We start from the raw sequence: 17,738 nt of genomic DNA, 5'->3' as shown, positions 1-17,738 counted from the left end.
GCGGCGGTGCAGAAGGCGGTGTCGTGGGAGCCGGCGGGGTGGGCGGCGGCGCTGGTGGCGCGGGGCGCACCGGCGGCATCCAGCCGGTCTCCTCGCTGGGACGCCGGTGCGAGCCCCGATACCCGTCTTCTTGGCGGCGCGGCGGCTGCGTCAGCGGTTCCTCCGGAACATCGATGATGCGCTCACTGTCCGCGACCACCGGGTAGCCGGGTTCCTCGCGCACCTCGCGCACCGCGTTGATCCGGCTGCTGGCGACCCGGTCCGGTATGGCCTGGAACGCACGATCTGTTTCGATCGCGGGGCGGTGCGCCAGATCTGCGTCGAACAAAATCTCCAGATTGGTGCGCAGCGCCGCCAGTTCGGCGCGCAACGCGGCCACTTCGTCGGCGGACTGGGCCCGCAGTTCGGAGGACAGTTCACGCCGAAGGTGACTCTCGACCGTCAACTCGTACTCGCGCCGCGCCGAGATCTCGCGGTCCAGCTGCAGGTCGTACACCAGCTTCAGATCACGCACTTTGGCCTGGTCTGCGTCACTTTGCCTGCGGTAGATCACCGAGACGAAAGCGGCGACCACGGCTGCCCACAGGGCCAGGATCACGGCGAGTTTGAGCAGCTCCACCCGGTTGGTGAACACAAGCGCGGAGCTGGCCGCAATGGCCAGGACCAGCAACACCGTCAACAAGACCCAGCCCGGCCTGCGGCCGCCGCGACGAGCCCGGGCGCCGCGGGACAGAACGGTCATGGGGCGACTGTACCCGCGTGGGGTCGCTGCGCGGGTCGCGGTGCGCGGCGATTCGGCTGAGTTCTCGGTGAATGACTTGTTTTCTCGAGGACGGTTTCCGCCAGGGACGGCCTTTTCCAGGGACGGCTTCCCCGAGGAAGCTGTGGCGCCTGCATCAGGTGCGCCTAATCGACCGCGCCATCGGGCTCGGCGGACAGGTCCGGTGGCGACTTGCAGCAATGCTGTAACCACAGCGCCGCCACCACGAGTACCAGCGCACACAACGCGGCCACCACCGCACCCGTGGTGTCCTCACCCGCGACCTGGAGCGTGGCCCGGCGCGGAATCAGGTATGCCAGCACCGCAATCCACCACCCCAGCACCACCGCACCCATCCATGCCGAAGCCTTCGCGATGACCACGCTGCGCGCGACGGCAAGTGGATGCAGGCGGCCGCCGCCGACGCCGATCTCACCGTCGTTGATCTTTCGTCTGATCTGGAAACCCCATACCGCTTCGGCCAGACCGACAGCGGCCAACGACAGCCCGGTCCACAGCGTCAGCGGCGGGAAGTAGCGGTACAGCATCAGGACCAGCACGTAACCGATGACGGCGGCAGCCACCACGGCGGCGGTGAGGTCACGCTTGCGGGTGGGGCCCATCAGTCGGCGACACCGAGCACCAAGGGAGTCAACCGAACACCGTCGCGGTCCTGCTGACTGAGCTCAGCCAGCAACCGCGAGACCGGTTGCTCCGAATCGGTGATGGTCAGAGCGGCATCAGGATCGACCGCCAGCCACGGAATCAGCACAAATGCCCGCAGGTGCGCCAGGGGATGCGGCAAAGTCAGCGTGGCGTCGCGGGAGCGCAGCTCGGCGCCGTCGTCATGGCAGGTCACCAGGTCGACGTCGAGGGTGCGCGGGCCCCACTTCTGGCCCCGGATCCGGTCAGCCGATTCTTCGAGCCCCTGAGCGAATCGCAACCAGCCGGGTCCGTCCAGCCCCGGGTCCTCGCCGACGACAACCGCATTGAGGAATGGGCTCTGATCGACTCCGCCCCACGGGTCTGTCTCGTACACCGGGGAGACGGCGCGTAGCCGGCTCCCGAGAGCGTCGACCACGGACTGCAGCCGGGCCAGCCGGTCACCCAGATTGGAACCGATGGACAGCACCACGGTGCTCATTCGCGATCTGCTCCCATAGCCGTAGCCGGCACGACGCTGCCTCGGCCCCCCCGTCGTGACCGGCGCGCCACCACGGCGACATCGGCGAAGTTCAACGGGATCGGCGCCTGCGGTTTGTGCACCACGACCTCGACCGCGTGCACCCTCTTGTCGGTGATCACATCTTCGGCGATCTCCGCGGCCACGGTCTCGATCAGATTCCGCGGGGTCCCGCCGACGATATCGGCGGCGCGCTGGGCGAGTACGCCGTAGTCATAGGTGTCGGTCAGCTGATCCGAGGCCGCCGCATCAGCCAGGTCGATCCAGACCGTGATGTCGATGATGAAATCCTGGCCGTCCCGACGCTCGTGGTCATAGACACCGTGATTGCCACGAACAACCAAGCCGCGCAGTTCGATTCGATCAGCCAAGCCCCTCACCCCCGGTGTTCCAGGCCTCCACGACACGCAGCGCGTCGACCGAGGCACGAACGTCATGGACCCGCACGCCCCACGCGCCGTGGGTGGCCGCCAACGCGGAGATGGCGGCTGTGGCGGTCTCGCGCCCATCAGGTGGACGAACCGTACCGCCGGAGTCGGCGAGCAGCGAGCCCAGGAACCGCTTGCGCGAGGCGCCGATGAGCACCGGGAGACCGGAGGCCACGAAGTCCGGCAACGCGCGCAGCAGCTGCCAGTTGTGTTGCGCGGTCTTGGCGAAACCCAAGCCGGGATCGATGATCAGGTTGTGCGGCTCCACCCCCGCGGCCACCGCCCCGTCGACGGCCTGCAGCAATTCGGTTCGCACTTCGGCGACCACGTCTGCATATGACGGCACCGAATGCGGTTGCCCGGCAGCCACCGACCGCCAGTGCATCAGGATCCACGGCACACCGGCCGCGGCCACCACCCGCACCATGTCGGGGTCGGCCCGGCCCCCGGAGACATCGTTGACGATACGGGCGCCATGCTCGAGCGCCGCAGCCGCGACATCGGCGTGCATGGTGTCGATACTGACGGTTACGCCTTGAGCCGCAAGGCTTTTGACCACGGGAAGGACCCGGGACAGTTCGACGCCCGAGTCGAGACGCACCGCACCGGGGCGAGTGGACTCGCCGCCCACATCCACGATTGCGGCACCGGCAGCCACCAGCGCCAGACCGTGTTCCACCGCATCGTAGTGCGCCAGGAAGCGCCCGCCGTCGGAGAAGGAGTCGTCAGTGACGTTTACGATCCCCATGACCTGCACGCGTGGACGACTCACTTTCGCAGGATGAGTTCCAGCGCTTCGGCCCGAGAAGCCTTGTCGGTCTTGAACTGTCCACGCACCGCGGAGGTGGTCGTGACCGCACCGGGCTTACGGATACCTCGCATCGCCATACACAGGTGCTCGGCTTCCACGACCACGATGACGCCGCGCGGATCCAGCTTGCGCATCAACGCATCGGCGACCTGGCCGGTCAACCGCTCCTGCACCTGGGGCCGCTTGGCGTAGAGGTCGACAACACGGGCGATCTTGGACAGCCCCGTCACCCGGCCGTCCTCGCCGGGAATGTAGCCGACGTGTGCCACCCCGTGGAACGCCACCAGGTGGTGCTCACACGTGGAGTACATCGGGATGTCCTTCACCAGCACGAGTTCGTCGTGCTGTTCGTCGAACGTGGTGTTCAGGACGTCGTCGGGGTTGGTGTAGAGCCCGGCAAACATCTCCTCGAAGGCGCGCGCCACCCTGGCGGGGGTGTCGAGAAGCCCCTGCCTGTTGGGATCCTCGCCGATGGCCAGCAGCAGCTCGCGCACCGCTGCTTCTGCGCGCCCCTGGTCGAACACCGGATGACCCACCGTCGTCACGTGGGAATTGGACTGCGTCATTGCCACCCCGAACCCATAGAGCCTCCGCTCGTGTTGTCAGCCGCGTGCCGGCGGATTGTGCCGACCGGCATCCTCGCCGCGGGAATCCGGTGAACCACCCTCGGGGGCGGGATTGCCGGGCTGCGGCGGGTAGGGCTGATAGGGGTAGGGCTGCTGGCCTGGACGACCATCTGGCTGGCCTCCTGGATAGCCACCGGGCTGGCCCCATCCTCCGGACGGTGGTCCTGGGGCGGGCGGCGGCGGATACCAGTAGCCGGGGGGCTGCTGCTGCGGCGGTACCGGCTGCTGCGGAGACTGCGAGGGCGGCCAGCCCGGGGCGTGCCAGCCGGCCGGGGCGCCATAGTCGGGCTGCTTCGGCCCAGGTGCTCCGTTGGCCCCGTTGGAACTGTTTCCGTTGTTCTTGCGCTCGGCCTCACGCATGGCCGCCCGGAAGGCAGGCTCCGGCAGCGGCTTGGGCCATTCTTCGCCGCGCTCGATGGCCAACTCACCGGGTGTCTTGATGGGTGGCTTGTCCGACGGAACCCGGCCACCGAAGTCGTCGAACGTGGTGATCCGGGGACGTTTCTTCACGGCGCTGAGGATCACTTCGAGCTCGGCGCGGTGCAGCGTCTCCTTCTCCAGCAGCTCTCCGGCGAGGATGTCGAGAACGTCACGGTTCTCACTGAGAACCTCCCACGCTTCGGTGTGAGCGGCCTCGATGAGCTTGCGCACCTCTTCGTCGATCTCGCGGGCGACCTCGTGGCTGTAGTCGGCCTGAGTGCCCATGGACCGGCCCAGGAACGGGTCCCCGTGCTCGGTGCCGTACTTCACGGCGCCGAGCTTGGCGCTCATGCCGTACTCGGTGACCATGGCACGCGCGATCTTGGTGGCCTGCGAAATGTCCGACGACGCACCCGTGGTCGGCTGCCGGAAGATGAGCTCCTCGGCGGCGCGTCCACCCATGGCGAACACCAGCCTGGCCACCATCTCCGAGCGGGTCATCAGGCCCTTGTCATCCTCGGGTACCGCCACGGCGTGACCGCCGGTGCGTCCACGCGCCAGGATGGTGACCTTGTAGATGGGCTCGATATCGGGCATGGCCCATGCAGCGAGGGTGTGGCCACCCTCGTGGTAGGCGGTGATCTTCTTCTCTTCTTCGCTGATGATCCGGCTCTTGCGGCGCGGTCCACCGATCACCCGGTCAACGGCCTCTTCGAGTGCCGCGCCGGTGATGACGGTGCCGTTCTCGCGGGCGGTGAGCAGCGCGGCCTCGTTGATCACGTTGGACAGATCTGCGCCTGACATGCCGACGGTCCGCTTGGCCAAGCCGTCGATATCGGCGTCCGCGGCGATCGGCTTGCCCTCCGAGTGCACCTTGAGCACGGCGCGGCGACCGGCGAGGTCGGGGTTGGTGACGGGGATCTGCCGGTCGAAGCGGCCCGGGCGCAGCAGCGCGGGGTCCAGGATGTCAGGGCGGTTGGTGGCGGCGATCAGGATGACGCCCTGCCGGTCACCGAAACCGTCCATCTCGACCAGCAGCTGGTTGAGCGTCTGTTCACGTTCGTCGTGGCCGCCGCCGAGGCCCGCGCCGCGCTGGCGGCCGACCGCGTCGATCTCGTCGACAAAGATGATGCAGGGATTGTTCTGCTTGGCCTGTTCGAACAGGTCCCGCACCCGGGAAGCGCCGACGCCGACAAACATCTCAACGAAGTCCGAGCCCGAGATGGTGAAGAACGGCACGCCGGCCTCGCCCGCGACGGCCCGCGCCAGCAGGGTCTTACCGGTGCCGGGCGGACCGTAGAGCAGCACACCCCGGGGGATCTTGGCGCCGAGGGCTTGGTAGCGCGACGGGTTCTGCAGGAAGTCCTTGATCTCGTAGAGCTCCTCGACCGCCTCGTCGGCGCCCGCGACATCGGCGAAGGTGGTCTTCGGCATGTCCTTGGTGAGCTGCTTGGCCTTCGACTTGCCCATCCCGAAGCCCATCCGCCCGCCGGCTTGCATCCGGGAGAACATGATGAACAGGCCGACAAGCAGTAGCAGCGGCAGCATGTAGATCAACATCGACCCCAGGACGCTGCCCTGGTTGACGACGGTGTTGATCTTGACGTTCTTGTCGCTCAGATCGTTGAAGAGGGTGACTCCGTACCCGGTGGGGTACTTCGAGATGACCTTGTCGGAGTTCTCGGTGTCGCCATTGCCGCTCTTGAGATCGAGTCGGACCTGCTGTTCGCGGTCGTCGATCTGCGCACTGTTGACATTGTCGCCGCTGATCTGGGCGATCGCCACGGACGTGTCGACCGGCTTGTATCCGCGGGTGTCATCGGAGAAATACAAGAAGGACCAACCGAGCAGCAATACAACGGCGATCACCGTGAGCGTACGGATCAGGGTTTTACGGTTCATCGATATCTTCGGCCAGCATGCATTTTCTGCCGGCCTGGTCCTTCCAATGCGCGCGGGGAGAGGTTCAAGGTTACCGCTAGCCCAACGTTCGGCAGTTCCCGCAGCCGCAAAAACGAGACATTTGTGCGCCGCTGCGGATCACCACCGTGGGATTTGGCGAATCTTTGCACACGTCGGCCGCCCGGTTGGCGCTGCCGAACCGGTCACCCCGGCCGGGGTGAGCAGCCCGACTGCTCCACCCCGCGCGAGGCCCTAGTCCCGGACCGTCTCGTACACGGCGGCCAATCCCTGACCACCGCCGATGCACATGGTCTGCAAACCGTAACGGACGTCGCGGCGCTTCATATCGCGCGCCAGGCCGGCCAGCATGCGGCCGCCGGTTGCCGCGATCGGGTGCCCGAGCGAGATACCCGACCCGTGCACGTTGGTGCGCTCCCGATCGGACTCCGTGAAGCCCCACTCCCGCATGACGGCCAGTGCTTGCGCGGCGAACGCTTCGTTGAGTTCGATCACGTCGACGTCGGCGAGAGTGAGACCCGCGGTGGCCAACGCCGCTGCGGACGCCGGCACCGGACCGATACCCATGATGTTCGGGGGCACCCCGGCCACTGCCCACGACATCACCCTCACCAGCGGCGAAAGCCCGAGTTCGGCGGCCCGTTCTGCGGTGGTCACGATGCACATCGACGCCGCATCGTTCTGGCCGCTGGAATTGCCCGCGGTCACCGTTGCCGCCGGATCGTCCTTGCCCAGAATCGGTCGGAGCTTGCTCAGCGATTCCACCGTGGCGTCGGCACGGGGGTGCTCATCGGTGTCGATGACCTGCTCGCCGGTCCGGCTGCGGACGGTGACACCGATGATCTCCTCGGCGAACACCCCGCTGCGCTGCGCGCCGATGGCCCGCCGATGGGATTCGGCGGCCAACTCGTCCTGCTCGGTGCGGCCGATCTCGTACTGCCGGCGCAGGTTCTCCGCCGTCTCCAGCATCCCCCCGGGTACCGGATGATGTCTGCCCCCGGCAGTGACCCGGCCGCGTGTCAGGCCGTCCTGCACTGTCACACCGGTTCGCGATGCGCCCCAACGCATATCGGTCGAGTAGAACACCGCATTGCTCATACTTTCGACGCCACCGGCGATCACCAGGTCGTTGCCGCCACTGCCGACCTGTAGGGCCGCCTGGATCACCGACTGCAATCCGGAACCGCAGCGCCGGTCCACCTGCATGCCCGGCACGGTGACCGGAAGCCCCGCATCGAGTGCCACCACCCTCCCGATTGCCGGAGCCTCACTGCTCGGGTAGCTGTGCCCGAGCACCACGTCATCGACAGCCTCGGCGGGCAGGCCGGTTCGAGCCAGCAATCCGGTCAACGCGGCCACACCGAGGTCGACCGCCGACAGCGACTTGAACATTCCGCCGTAACGGCCGATCGGTGTGCGTACCGGCTCGCATATCACCACGTCGCGCATAGGTGGTCCTCTCAGTCGAGGGGATTGCTGCGCGACTGTGACTTGCGTCATTGATGCAGGTCACGTGATGAATTTAACGCCCCTCCAAGGAGGCTTTTACGCAGCTCACCCCGTTTAATGGGTTACATAGAAAATCGACGTAAACGTAAAGAGGGATAAAATGACTTTGACTCAACGCTTGCAGCAGGCCCGCACCAACATCACCGAAATCTTCGAAGTCGCCCGCATCGGCATGGCCCTCCAGAACCGCGAGATCACCCCCGAGCAGGCTTCCGCAGCCATCACCCGCGTCGGCGCCACCCAGGTTCGTCGCGACGAGCTTGCACTCGCCGGCTCCTGACTCGATCAACCCAGCACCGAAATCCCGAGTAGCCCCTGCGGCCAACGCAGTTCGGCAAATTCGCCGAACACGAAGAAGACTGCCACCAGGGAAACCAGCGATATCGCAGTGAATTTGGGGCTGACCTTGGCGTCGAAGTGCAGGAGAAGCGCCAGCACCAGCACCGACGCGATCACCATACCGACGACGTAGGTGGCGGCAACGTAGGCGACGAGCACGCCGAGATAGCCCACGCTGGTTCGTAGCACCCCAACCGTCAGCGCATCGTTGATGGCCTCCGCGGTGGTGCCGTAGGTGCGCACATCTCCGCGCCTGGACCTCAGCAGCCGCACCACTTCTCGCCCTACGGCCAGGGTCATCAGCACTGTGGCAACTGCGCCTGCCGCCAGTGGCGCGTACCTGGCCAGCTTGTGAAAACTCAATGCCTCGAAGGTGTAGAGCGCGCTGAGCGCCAGTAGCACCGAGCACAGCGCGATACGGAACGGCCCCTCGATCACCCGATCTGTCACAAGCTGGCCTCGCTGTCGAAGTTCTTGCCCATCTTGGGTTTACGCATCCGCTGGAACAGCGGAACGCCCACCAGGACGATCAGCACGATCAGCCCGATGGTGATGACACCGGGCCGGTACAGCCATTCGGAACCATAACGACTTATCGAAAGATGCAGGTAGCGCTCGATACTGGGCGCGAGAACAAATCCGACGACGGCCGGCGCTCGCGGAATGTTCGCGATCTTCATCGCGTAACCCAGTACGCCGAGACCGAGTACGGCCAGCAGGTCACCGAAGTTCAGCGAGGCCTGGTACGCCGCAGCGAAGAACAACACCACCAGGAACGGGGCCAGCAACTGCCCCGGCACCAGCGTCACGCGGGCGATGTAGCGCGACAGCGAGAAACAGGTGACCGTCGCCAGCACGTTGGCCAGCACCAAGGCCCATACGACAAGCATCAGGATGTCGAGATCTTGGTCGAGCATCGCCGGGCCGGGGGTGAAGCCCAGCAGCACGATCCCACCGAGCATCACCGCAGTGGACCCGCTGGCCGGGATCCCCAGGGTGAATGTGGGAACCATCGCGCCGCCGTCGACCGAATTGTTGGCCGCCTCGGGCGCGATCACGCCGCGGATGTCTCCGCGCCCGAATTTGCTCTTGTCTCTGGCGGTTTGACGCGCAAACGCATACGCCATCCAGTTGGCCGCCGTGCCCCCGATTCCGGGAATGACACCCAGGACGGTGCCGAGCAGCGAGCTGCGCACCACCAGACCCTTGTGCTTGCGCACCTCGGCGAAGCCGTCGAGGATGCCGCCTTCGATCTTGGCCGTCTTGGCGATGGCGGTGCGCTTCACCAGCAGCGAGATCACCTCGGGCACCGCGAACAGCCCCATCGTCACGATCACGATGGACACCCCGGAATACAGGTACAGCGAGTCGAAGGTGTAGCGGTATTCGGGATAGGCCGGGGCGCCGCCGATGAGGCCGATCATCACGCCCATCACCGCCGCGGCGAACCCGAACAGCGCATCGCCTTTCACCAGCGCACCCACTGTCGCCAGACCGAGCAGGGCGAACATCAACAGTTCCGGAGTTCCCAGGCCACCTATCAGCGGCCGGGCCGCGGTGATGACAAACAGGAATGACACCGCGCCGATCAACCCGCCGATCAGCGAGGACGAGAACGACGCCCCCAGCACCCGGGCCGCCTGGCCTTGCCGTGCCAGCGCGTGGCCGTCGAGTATCAGCGCCTGCGATCCGCCGGAGCCGGGCACCCCGATGAGAACCGACGAAAACGTGTCGCTGGTCCCGCCCACGGCGGCCATGCCGACGAGCATTGCGATACCGGCCGCCGGGTCCATCCCGAAGAGGAACGGCAACAGCAGCGCCATGCCGGAGCTGCCACCGAGCCCGGGTAGCACGCCGATCACGAGACCGACCGCAACGCCCACCAGTAGATATCCCAGAACCTGAATCGTGAACAGGTTCGCCAGCGCCGTCGTCGCGGCGTCAAGCACGCGCCCACACCAATCGCACCATCACGTTTGCCCTATCAAGTATCCTAATTATGCAACTTATACTGAGTGCATCACTTGGCGGTCCCTGGCGTCAAGGACAATTACGTCGAGGCCCGTTTCACCACTAGGAGGACCGTGACCACCGAATCCGCGACACCCGCCGAGAGCGGCCGACTGCTGATCGAGATCATCGACATCGACGGATCACTGCGCCCCGAGGTCATCGAATGGGTCCGCACCGAGGTCGCACGTCGCTCGTCGGCGCCCGAACTCGGCGCGGTGCAGGCCTGGCTGGGACAGTCCGACGACACCGGCACACTGGGCGCCGACCGTAGCCGTGTCATCCTGCTGCACCACCCCACCGGCCCCACCGGCGGCGTCGACCTCACCTCTCAGCCGCAGTGGCTGACTCAACGACACATCTACGACGGCACCGCGGTCAGCCGCCGCCGCGCCGCGGGCCGGCCGGATCCCGAGACCGCAATCGGACTGCGTTTCGTGGCGATGAACTGCGCCGACGGCGCCGAGGACGAGTTCCACGCGTGGTACGAGGAAGACCATCTGCCCAAATTCACCGATGTCGGTGGCGTACTCGAAGGGCGTCGGCTGCACTCCCCCGATTCGCCTCGCCAGCACCTGGCGCTGTACTGGCTCGAAGACATCAAGATCGTCGGGATCCCCGAATGGAAGGCCGCTGCCGGTACCGATTGGACAGCCCAGATGCGCAAGAAAACCTTCGACCGTGACCGCATCAACCTTGTGCCGTTCCCGATCGATCAGGCATGAATGATGACGTAAGCCATTCTCCCCCTGGCACATCCGCCGGGCACCCGGGTCACGTAATTCTCCTCGTCGACACAAAGCAAGTGCTATTAGTAGTTTTTGGATACTAATTAACTCGAGGAGCATGTATGCGTATGACCAAGACCCTTGTTGCCGTCGCCGCGGTGGCAACACTGACGCTGTCCGCTTGTAGCGGCGGGAGCGACAACAACGCCGAGGGTGGTTTCTACGCCGGCAAGACCATCGAACTCATCGCGCCGGTGTCTCCTGGCGGGTCCGTCGACGGGGTCGCAAGGCTGTTTGCCCGCAAGCTCTCCGAGCACCTGGAAGGAAACCCCACCGTCCAGGTCGTCAACATCGACGGTGGGGGCGGCATCCTGGCCGGCAACGAGTTCGCCAACAAATACCGGCCGGACGGCGAGACGCTGATGCTGATGACCCAGGTCTCGGTACTTCCCGAGATCCTGGGGATGGACGCGGTGAAATACAACCTCGCCGACATGACCACGTTGTGGGCTGCCAACCGCGGACAGGCGGTGATGATGGCCAACACCGGCACCGGCATCACCGACATCACCCAATTGGCGCAGACCCCAGGAAAACTCACGATGGGCACCATCTCCCCCGCCGGCGCAGACCTGCCCTCGGTGGTCAGCCTGGAGGTGCTCGGCCTGCTGAACGATAAGGTCGACGTCATCAGTGGTTACGAAAACGGTGATGCCGTGCGCAACGCGTTCATGAGCGGTGAACTCGACATCCACTTCGACCGGTCCTCCGGCTATGTCAAGGAGTTCCAGGGTAGGTACCCGGCCATCTACACCTATGGCGAAACCGACGGACAGGGCAACGTGACGCGAGACCAGGTGGTGCCCGACGCTCCGGATGTGGGTGAGGCCTACCAGACCCTGTTCGGCACCCAACCCTCCGGCGAGGCGTGGGACGCCTACGTCATGCTCCTGAACATCCTGGGCCGTGGCGGCTACTCGCTACAGACCCACAAAGAGGCACCCGCCGATGCCGTCGAGGCGCTCGACGCCGCCGTGGCCGGAGTCGTCGCCGATGCCGAATTCACCGAACAGCTCCAGACTTTCATGGGACCGTTCCCCAACGAGATCATCGGCGAGGATGCCCGGCAGTGGGGTGAGAGCGCCTCGAACGTCGACCCCGAATCACTGACGTGGGTGCAGAACTTCCTCGCCACCAACTTCGACATGAAGTTCAATTAGACATGAAGTTCAATTAGAAAGGATGCACATCCATGACACCCCCACTCCCTGACAGGGTCGCTGTGGTGACCGGAGCCGCCCGCGGAATCGGAGCGGCCGTCGCGCTCCGGCTGGCAGAAGACGGTCACGCGGTGGCATTACTGGATCGTGACGCCGACGCGTGCCGCGAAGCTGCGGAGCGGGTCCGCGCCACCGGCGTTCCCGCAGTGGCGGTGGCAGCGGATGTGTCCGACGAGGATTCGGTCTCCGCGGCTGTCTGCACCATCGCCACCGAGCTCGGAGCACCCACGGTGCTGGTCAACAACGCCGGGATCTTGCGCGACAACCTGCTGTTCAAGATGTCGGTGCAGGACTGGGATGCGGTGGCCTCGGTACACCTGCGCGGCGCGTTCCTGATGACAAAGGCGGTTCAGCCCTATATGCGCGAGGCGGGGTTCGGCCGCATCGTGTGCCTGTCGTCGACATCGGCACTGGGCAACCGAGGTCAGGCCAATTACGCGGCGGCCAAGGCCGGCTTGCAAGGCTTCGTCAAGACGCTGGCGCTGGAGCTCGGGCCGTCCGGTATCACCGCCAACGCGGTGGCGCCCGGTTTCATCGTCACGGATATGACCAGGGCGACTGCCGAGCGTATCGGCCAGCCGTTCGAGGAGTTCGAAAAGGCCAAGGCCGCAATGATTCCGGTGCGCCGCGGCGGCACCCCCGAGGATGTCGCGCACACGGTGAGCTTCCTGGTCGACGAGCGCTCGGGGTTTGTCAACGGGCAGGTCATCTATGTCGCCGGCGGCCCCAAGGCCTGATCAGCTGAGTACCTGAGTACCTCAGTACAGCAATCAGCCCCGGAGCTCGGGCTGCGAGCTCCGGGGCTAATTTGTGCGCCGAAACGTACGTTTGGGCGCGTTTTTCCCACGTTTTTGCGCCGAAACGTACGTTTCGGCGTTAGCGGAACGCGGCGATGCCGGTGACGGCCTGGCCGATCGAGAGAGCGTGCATTTCTTCGGTGCCCTCATAGGTGGCAACAGTTTCGAGGTTGTTCATGTGCCGCATGGTCTGGTGATCCAGCGTGATGCCGGCCGCACCGAGCATGCCCCGCGCAGTTCGGGCCACCATCAGCGCCGCGTTCACATTGGCAAACTTGCCGTAGCTGATGTGCGCGGGCTCGACCCGATGCTCATCCTTGAGCCGTGCGATGCGCAACGCCGCCAACGCCGAATTATTGACGGCAACAACCATATCGGCGAGTTTGCGCTGGGTCAGCTGGAACGAGGCCAGCGGCTTGTCGAACTGTTTACGGACCAGTGTGTACTCCAGCGCCTCCTCGTAACAGGCCCGCGCCGCGCCCACCACACCACAGAGGATGCCAAAGCGCGCCTCGTTGAGGCAGGTCAACGGACCCTTGAGTCCACGCACCTCGGGGAACATCGCCGAAGCCGGCAACCGCACCCCGTCGAGGACCAGTTCGGCGGTGACCGAAGCACGCAGTGAGAGTTTGCGTTTGATGGGTACGGCCGAGAATCCCGGAGTGTCGGTCGGCACCACAAATCCGCGGATGCCGTCGTCGGTACGCGCCCAGACCACAGCCACTCCGGCGAAGGTGCCGTTGGTGATCCACATCTTGGACCCGTTCAGCACCCAGTCGTCGCCGTCGCGCTTGGCGTAGGTACGCATCGACCCCGGGTCGCTGCCGGCCTCGGCCTCGGTCAGACCGAAACATCCGAGCACCTCGCCGGTGGCCATCCGCGGCAGCCACTCCTGACGGTGCTCTTCGCTACCCCAGTGGTGGATCGCAAACATCGCCAGCGACCCCTGCACCGAGACGAAGCTGCGCAGCCCGGAGTCGATGGCTTCGAGTTCCTGGCAGGCCAGGCCGTAGGCCACCGCGCTGGTGCCGGCACAGCCGTAACCTTCCAGGTGCATACCGAACACACCGAGCTCGCCCAGGCCGGTGGCGATATCGCGGGGCACCCGGCCTTCCTCGAACCACTCGGCGACGTGCGGGGCCAGCTCGGAACGTGCGTAATGCCTTACCGCATCCCGAAGTTCGCGTTCGTCCTCGGTGAGCGTCTCGTCGATCAGCAGGTAGTCATGTGCGTTGATCATCGGCCCTGCCAATTGGGGGTCTCCTTGGCGTTGAACGCGCGGTGGAATTCGGAGTGGTCATGGGTGGTCATCAGCAACGCCTGGGTCATGGCGTCGAGTTCCATCGACGCTCCCAGGGGCATGTCGAGCTCACGGGTGATCAAGGACTTCGTCTGCGAGTACGCCAGCGTGGGGCCGGTCGCCAGCCGCTTGGCCAACGCGGCCACCTCGGCATCGAGGTCCTCCTGTTCGACCAGCTTGGACACCAGGCCGTAGCTCTGGGCGGTGGCGGCGTCGATGGTGTCACCGAGCATCAGCAGCTCGGTGGCCCGGGTGTAGCCGATCGCGCGCGGCAGCAGGTACGCCGCACCCATGTCGCCACCGGAAAGTCCCACCTTGGTGAACAGGAACGCGAATTTGGCTTTGGGCGTACAGATCCGGAAATCGGAAGCCAGCGCCACCACCGAACCTGCACCCGCGGCGATACCATGGACGGCCGAGATGATCGGCAGCGGGCATTCCCGCATCGCCTGGATGGCGTCACCGGTCATCTTGGTGAAGCCCATCAGGTCGCGGGCATCCATCTTGATCAGCTCACCGATGATCTCGTTGACGTCACCGCCCCCGCAGAAGCCCTTGCCTTCACCCTTGATCACGACCACCCGGGCGCCATCGACGTGCGGGAGCTCCCCGAGCAGATCGCGTAGGTCCGCGTAGCTCTGGAAGGTGAGCGGGTTCATCTTCTCTGGACGGTTCAGGGTGATGGTGGCCACCCCGTCTTCGAGATCAAATCCGAAATGTTCCCATTTCTCGGTGATACCGGCGGACGCACGGTAACGCATATCTACTTCCCTTCCTTGGTGGTGGCTAATTCTGCTGCAGCGCGCTGGTTCTTGACGAGGTGACGGCCGATGATGGTGCGTTGGACTTCAGAGGCTCCTTCGTAGATACGGGGGCCACGCACATCACGGTAGAGCTGTTCGAGAAGGTGACCGCGCTGCAGCGCGCGGGCACCGTGCAACTGCACCGCCAGATCGACGACGTACTGTGCCGACTCGGTTGCCTGCAGTTTGGCCATGGCCGCCAGGAATGACACCTGCAATGGCGCTGCGCCACCGTCGTAGGCGGTGGCCGCGGCATAGACCATCAGTCGGGCGGCCTCCGTGCGGGTGGCCATATCGGCCAGCGTGTGCTGGACGCTGGGCTGATCGGCGAGGTAAGAGCCGTAGATCTCGCGTTCGGTGGACCACGCCACCGTTGCATCCAGGGCAGCGGTGGCCATACCGACGGCAAAGGCTCCGACACTGGGCCGGAACAGGTCCAGGGTCCGCATGGCGACTTTGAACCCCTCTCCCAGCGACCCGATCATGTCATCGTCGGTCACCCGGACGCCGTCGAAATTGAGTTCGCCCAGCGCATGGTCGGAGATCATCTCCAACGGACTGCCGGACAGACCCGGGGAATCGCCGGCCACCACAAATGCCGACACACCACGGGAGCCGGCACCACCGGTGCGGGCAAACACCGTGTAGAAGTCCGCGTCCGGGGCATTGGAGATCCAGGTCTTGCAGCCGTCCAGCCGCCACGCCCCGGGACCGTCGGCAACGGCGGACAGGGCCAGCCGGCCGGCGTCGGAACCCGCTCCGGGCTCCGAGAGTGCAAACGCCGCGACCGCCTCACCGGAGACCACGCCGGGCATCCACCGCTCGATCACGCCGGGCTTTCCCGATTGCAGGATCGGGTAGCTGCCCAGTCCTTGCAGGGCCAGCGCGGTTTCGGCGTGGGTGTCCACCCGGGCCAGCGTCTCGCGCAGCAGGCAGAGCTGCATCGCCGCGGCACCTTGCAACGGTTCATCGGACGCTCCACCGAAAAGCGCTCGCAACAAACCTGTTTCACCTAGGGACCGAACCAGGTTGCGGTCGACGCGAGCCGGGGATCCGTCTACGTCGTGCCGCAGCTTGCGCCGGGCGATGTCGTCGACACGCTCGACAAAAGCATGCTGGTCCGGCGTCAGCGCGAACTGTTGCATTGGGTGGCCCTCCAGACGCCGGCTTTTTCACTTACGCCAACCGGTTTAGCATATTAAGTATCCTAATACTACCCTATCGGGGACAGAGCACCACGAACGAGACGCCACCGGCGAACGAGGAGCAGCACGTGACAGAGGTAAGCCTGGAAATCACCACCGGCACCGCAGTGTTGACGCTCGATGCGCCGGCCCGACTCAATGCCATCACCCCCGACATGGCCGATGCCATCGCCGCCCACTGCCAATCGGTGACGGCCGACCCCACGATCGCCGCCCTGGTGGTGCGCGGGGCCGGTGACTCGTTCTGCTCGGGCGCCGACCTGTCCAGCCTCGGCGAGGTGTCCGCCGACCCGCTGCGTGACGACAACTTCGAGGCGATCGAACGGATCTACCGGGCGTTCCTGGCCGTCGAGGAACTCGACGTGCTGACCATCGCCGCAGTCAAGGGCGCGGCGGTAGGGGCCGGACTGAACCTGTTGCTGGCCACCGATATTCGCATCGTCGCCCATGACGCGCGGCTGCTGTCCGGGTTCGTCAAGTTGGGCCTGCACCCCGGTGGTGGGCACTTCGACCTACTGGCGCGCTCGTCGTCACCTCAGGTTGCCTGCGCACTCGGCCTCGCCGGGCAACGCATCGACGGCGACGACGCCGTCCGGCTGGGGCTGGCCTGGGAGGCCGCCGACGCCGCCGACGTCGACGCCCGCGCGATCGAGATCGCCGACGGAGTGGCCGCCAACCCGGCGGTGGCGCGCGCCGCCAAACGGTCGATCCGGCTCTCGGTCACCGAGCGCGCCACCCGGCAGGCAGCGGTGCAGATAGAACGGGTGCAACAGTTGCGCACGGTTCGCCGCGTCGGGTCCGCCGTGACTCGAAAATGAGCCCGCTATTCGCCGTAATGGGTCTGGCGCAGATACCCGACCCAGCGGTCCCGCGGCAGGATGGGACCCTCGAGCCGGCCACCGGTGTCCATCACCTTCTCGAACGCCTCGATGTGCTTGAGCATCACCGCCGCGGCGGTGTCACCGTCGCCGGCCATGATCGCTGCGGCGATCTTGGCGTGCGCCCGGCCCGCCGCTTTGACACCGTCGGGCGGAATGTCGTCGACCCGGGTCTGCCAGCCGACCACCCGGTTGATGGCCGACATGATGGTCCGCAGCACGTCGTTCTCGACGCAGTCGACCAGCAGATCGTGGAAGGCCGAATCCCCGGCGTCGTCATCCCGGGCGAATTCGACGAGCTTCTGCTTCTGCTCGTCGGTGGCATCGTGGGCGGCGGCCGCGGCGACCGCGGGCTCGATCAATTTGCGGAATTCGAAGATGCTGCGCAGCGGCGTCCCACCCACCGTCAGCAAGGTCGCCAGCGACCGGCTCACCACGTCGATCTCGGGGTGGCTCACCATGATTCCACCGCGGGGTCCGCGCCTGATCTCGATGAATCCGTCGGCCTCCAGCAGCCGCAGCGCCTCCCGGACGGTGCCTCGGCTCAACCCGAACATCTGGATCAGCTCGGGCTCCGAGGGCAACGAATCGCCGGGCTCGAGGTGCTGTTCGAGGATCTGTGCCCGCAATTCGTTGGCCAGAGCTCCAGATGCCTTGGGCAACCGGATTTGACGCGGACCCGAACGGTTGACCGCCATCGCCTTACCTATACCCCTTCAGAGGAATCCCCACTCAGACCGA

19 protein-coding genes are annotated in these 17,738 nt (G+C 65.7%); 5 read left to right on the top strand and 14 right to left on the bottom strand.

Annotated elements, in window-relative coordinates; genetic code table 11:
- The 8 genes from WBB07_RS20710 to WBB07_RS20675 form a co-directional block, all read right to left on the bottom strand.
- Positions 1–742 (bottom strand): DUF6779 domain-containing protein (locus tag WBB07_RS20710; protein WP_526310235.1); only part of this gene is annotated, 742 nt, incomplete at its 3' end.
- Positions 743–906: 164 nt separating this feature from the next.
- Complete coding sequence (locus tag WBB07_RS20705; RefSeq protein ID WP_526310234.1) at positions 907–1,383, bottom strand: DUF3180 family protein; 477 nt, start codon at positions 1,381–1,383, stop codon at positions 907–909.
- Positions 1,383–1,904: a 2-amino-4-hydroxy-6-hydroxymethyldihydropteridine diphosphokinase gene (gene folK / locus WBB07_RS20700; protein ID WP_526310233.1), complete on the bottom strand. Its 522-nt coding sequence runs from the start codon at positions 1,902–1,904 to the stop codon at positions 1,383–1,385. Before folK ends, WBB07_RS20705 begins: the two co-directional genes overlap by 1 nt.
- Positions 1,901–2,314: a dihydroneopterin aldolase gene (gene folB, locus WBB07_RS20695; protein WP_526310232.1), complete on the bottom strand. Its 414-nt coding sequence runs from the start codon at positions 2,312–2,314 to the stop codon at positions 1,901–1,903. The genes folK and folB overlap by 4 nt, the downstream gene beginning before the upstream one ends.
- Positions 2,307–3,143, bottom strand: a complete 837-nt coding sequence (gene folP / locus WBB07_RS20690) for a dihydropteroate synthase (RefSeq protein WP_526310231.1) — start codon at positions 3,141–3,143, stop codon at positions 2,307–2,309. The genes folB and folP overlap by 8 nt, the downstream gene beginning before the upstream one ends.
- Positions 3,140–3,748, bottom strand: a complete 609-nt coding sequence (gene folE, locus WBB07_RS20685; RefSeq protein ID WP_526310230.1) for a GTP cyclohydrolase I FolE — start codon at positions 3,746–3,748, stop codon at positions 3,140–3,142. Before folE ends, folP begins: the two co-directional genes overlap by 4 nt.
- A gap of 36 nt (positions 3,749–3,784) precedes the next feature.
- Positions 3,785–6,130: an ATP-dependent zinc metalloprotease FtsH gene (gene ftsH / locus WBB07_RS20680; protein WP_526310229.1), complete on the bottom strand. Its 2,346-nt coding sequence runs from the start codon at positions 6,128–6,130 to the stop codon at positions 3,785–3,787.
- A 252-nt stretch (positions 6,131–6,382) separates the two neighbouring features.
- Positions 6,383–7,597, bottom strand: a complete 1,215-nt coding sequence (locus WBB07_RS20675; protein WP_526310228.1) for a thiolase family protein — start codon at positions 7,595–7,597, stop codon at positions 6,383–6,385.
- A gap of 160 nt (positions 7,598–7,757) precedes the next feature.
- On the opposite strand from WBB07_RS20675, the gene WBB07_RS20670 reads away from it, so the two are divergent.
- Entirely contained in the window at positions 7,758–7,937 is a 180-nt protein-coding gene (locus tag WBB07_RS20670; protein ID WP_526310227.1) for a hypothetical protein, read from the top strand.
- 5 nt (positions 7,938–7,942) lie between these two features.
- Here WBB07_RS20670 and WBB07_RS20665 read toward each other — a convergent pair whose 3' ends face one another.
- Both WBB07_RS20665 and WBB07_RS20660 read right to left on the bottom strand, forming a co-directional pair.
- Positions 7,943–8,446, bottom strand: coding sequence for a hypothetical protein (locus tag WBB07_RS20665; RefSeq protein WP_526310226.1), 504 nt, complete (start codon positions 8,444–8,446; stop codon positions 7,943–7,945).
- Positions 8,443–9,945, bottom strand: coding sequence for a tripartite tricarboxylate transporter permease (locus tag WBB07_RS20660; protein ID WP_526310225.1), 1,503 nt, complete (start codon positions 9,943–9,945; stop codon positions 8,443–8,445). Before WBB07_RS20660 ends, WBB07_RS20665 begins: the two co-directional genes overlap by 4 nt.
- Positions 9,946–10,080: 135 nt before the next feature.
- Here WBB07_RS20660 and WBB07_RS20655 point away from each other — a divergent pair, with 135 nt between their 5' ends.
- The 3 genes from WBB07_RS20655 to fabG all read left to right on the top strand — a co-directional run bounded on the left by WBB07_RS20655 (position 10,081) and on the right by fabG (position 12,751).
- The gene (locus tag WBB07_RS20655) at positions 10,081–10,731 is read left to right on the top strand and encodes a hypothetical protein (protein WP_526310224.1); all 651 of its coding nucleotides are present in this window, start codon (positions 10,081–10,083) and stop codon (positions 10,729–10,731) included.
- A 131-nt stretch (positions 10,732–10,862) separates the two neighbouring features.
- On the top strand, positions 10,863–11,954 hold the full coding sequence (locus WBB07_RS20650) for a hypothetical protein (RefSeq protein WP_526310223.1): 1,092 nt from the start codon (positions 10,863–10,865) through the stop codon (positions 11,952–11,954).
- 32 nt (positions 11,955–11,986) lie between these two features.
- Positions 11,987–12,751, top strand: coding sequence for a 3-oxoacyl-ACP reductase FabG (gene fabG / locus WBB07_RS20645; protein ID WP_526310222.1), 765 nt, complete (start codon positions 11,987–11,989; stop codon positions 12,749–12,751).
- A 139-nt stretch (positions 12,752–12,890) separates the two neighbouring features.
- On the opposite strand, the gene WBB07_RS20640 is transcribed toward fabG, so the two are convergent.
- Genes WBB07_RS20640 through WBB07_RS20630 form a run of 3 tightly spaced genes read right to left on the bottom strand, consistent with a single transcriptional unit; the run spans position 12,891 to position 16,059 of the window.
- On the bottom strand, positions 12,891–14,051 hold the full coding sequence (locus tag WBB07_RS20640) for an acyl-CoA dehydrogenase family protein (protein WP_526310221.1): 1,161 nt from the start codon (positions 14,049–14,051) through the stop codon (positions 12,891–12,893).
- The gene (locus tag WBB07_RS20635; RefSeq protein WP_526310220.1) at positions 14,048–14,872 is read right to left on the bottom strand and encodes an enoyl-CoA hydratase family protein; all 825 of its coding nucleotides are present in this window, start codon (positions 14,870–14,872) and stop codon (positions 14,048–14,050) included. The genes WBB07_RS20640 and WBB07_RS20635 overlap by 4 nt, the downstream gene beginning before the upstream one ends.
- A gap of 2 nt (positions 14,873–14,874) precedes the next feature.
- The gene (locus tag WBB07_RS20630; RefSeq protein ID WP_526310219.1) at positions 14,875–16,059 is read right to left on the bottom strand and encodes an acyl-CoA dehydrogenase family protein; all 1,185 of its coding nucleotides are present in this window, start codon (positions 16,057–16,059) and stop codon (positions 14,875–14,877) included.
- Between the two features lie 128 nt (positions 16,060–16,187).
- On the opposite strand from WBB07_RS20630, the gene WBB07_RS20625 reads away from it, so the two are divergent.
- Positions 16,188–16,937, top strand: coding sequence for an enoyl-CoA hydratase/isomerase family protein (locus WBB07_RS20625; protein ID WP_526310218.1), 750 nt, complete (start codon positions 16,188–16,190; stop codon positions 16,935–16,937).
- A 5-nt stretch (positions 16,938–16,942) separates the two neighbouring features.
- On the opposite strand, the gene WBB07_RS20620 is transcribed toward WBB07_RS20625, so the two are convergent.
- Positions 16,943–17,695 (bottom strand): FadR/GntR family transcriptional regulator, encoded by a 753-nt coding sequence (locus WBB07_RS20620; protein ID WP_526310217.1) that lies wholly within the window; start codon positions 17,693–17,695, stop codon positions 16,943–16,945.
- Between the last annotated feature and the right edge of the window lie 43 nt (positions 17,696–17,738).

It is taken from the genome of Mycobacterium sp. (assembly GCF_049647605.1).
Taxonomy (GTDB): Bacteria; Actinomycetota; Actinomycetes; order Mycobacteriales; family Mycobacteriaceae; genus Mycobacterium.
This window is presented reverse-complemented; position numbering and strand designations above follow the sequence as displayed.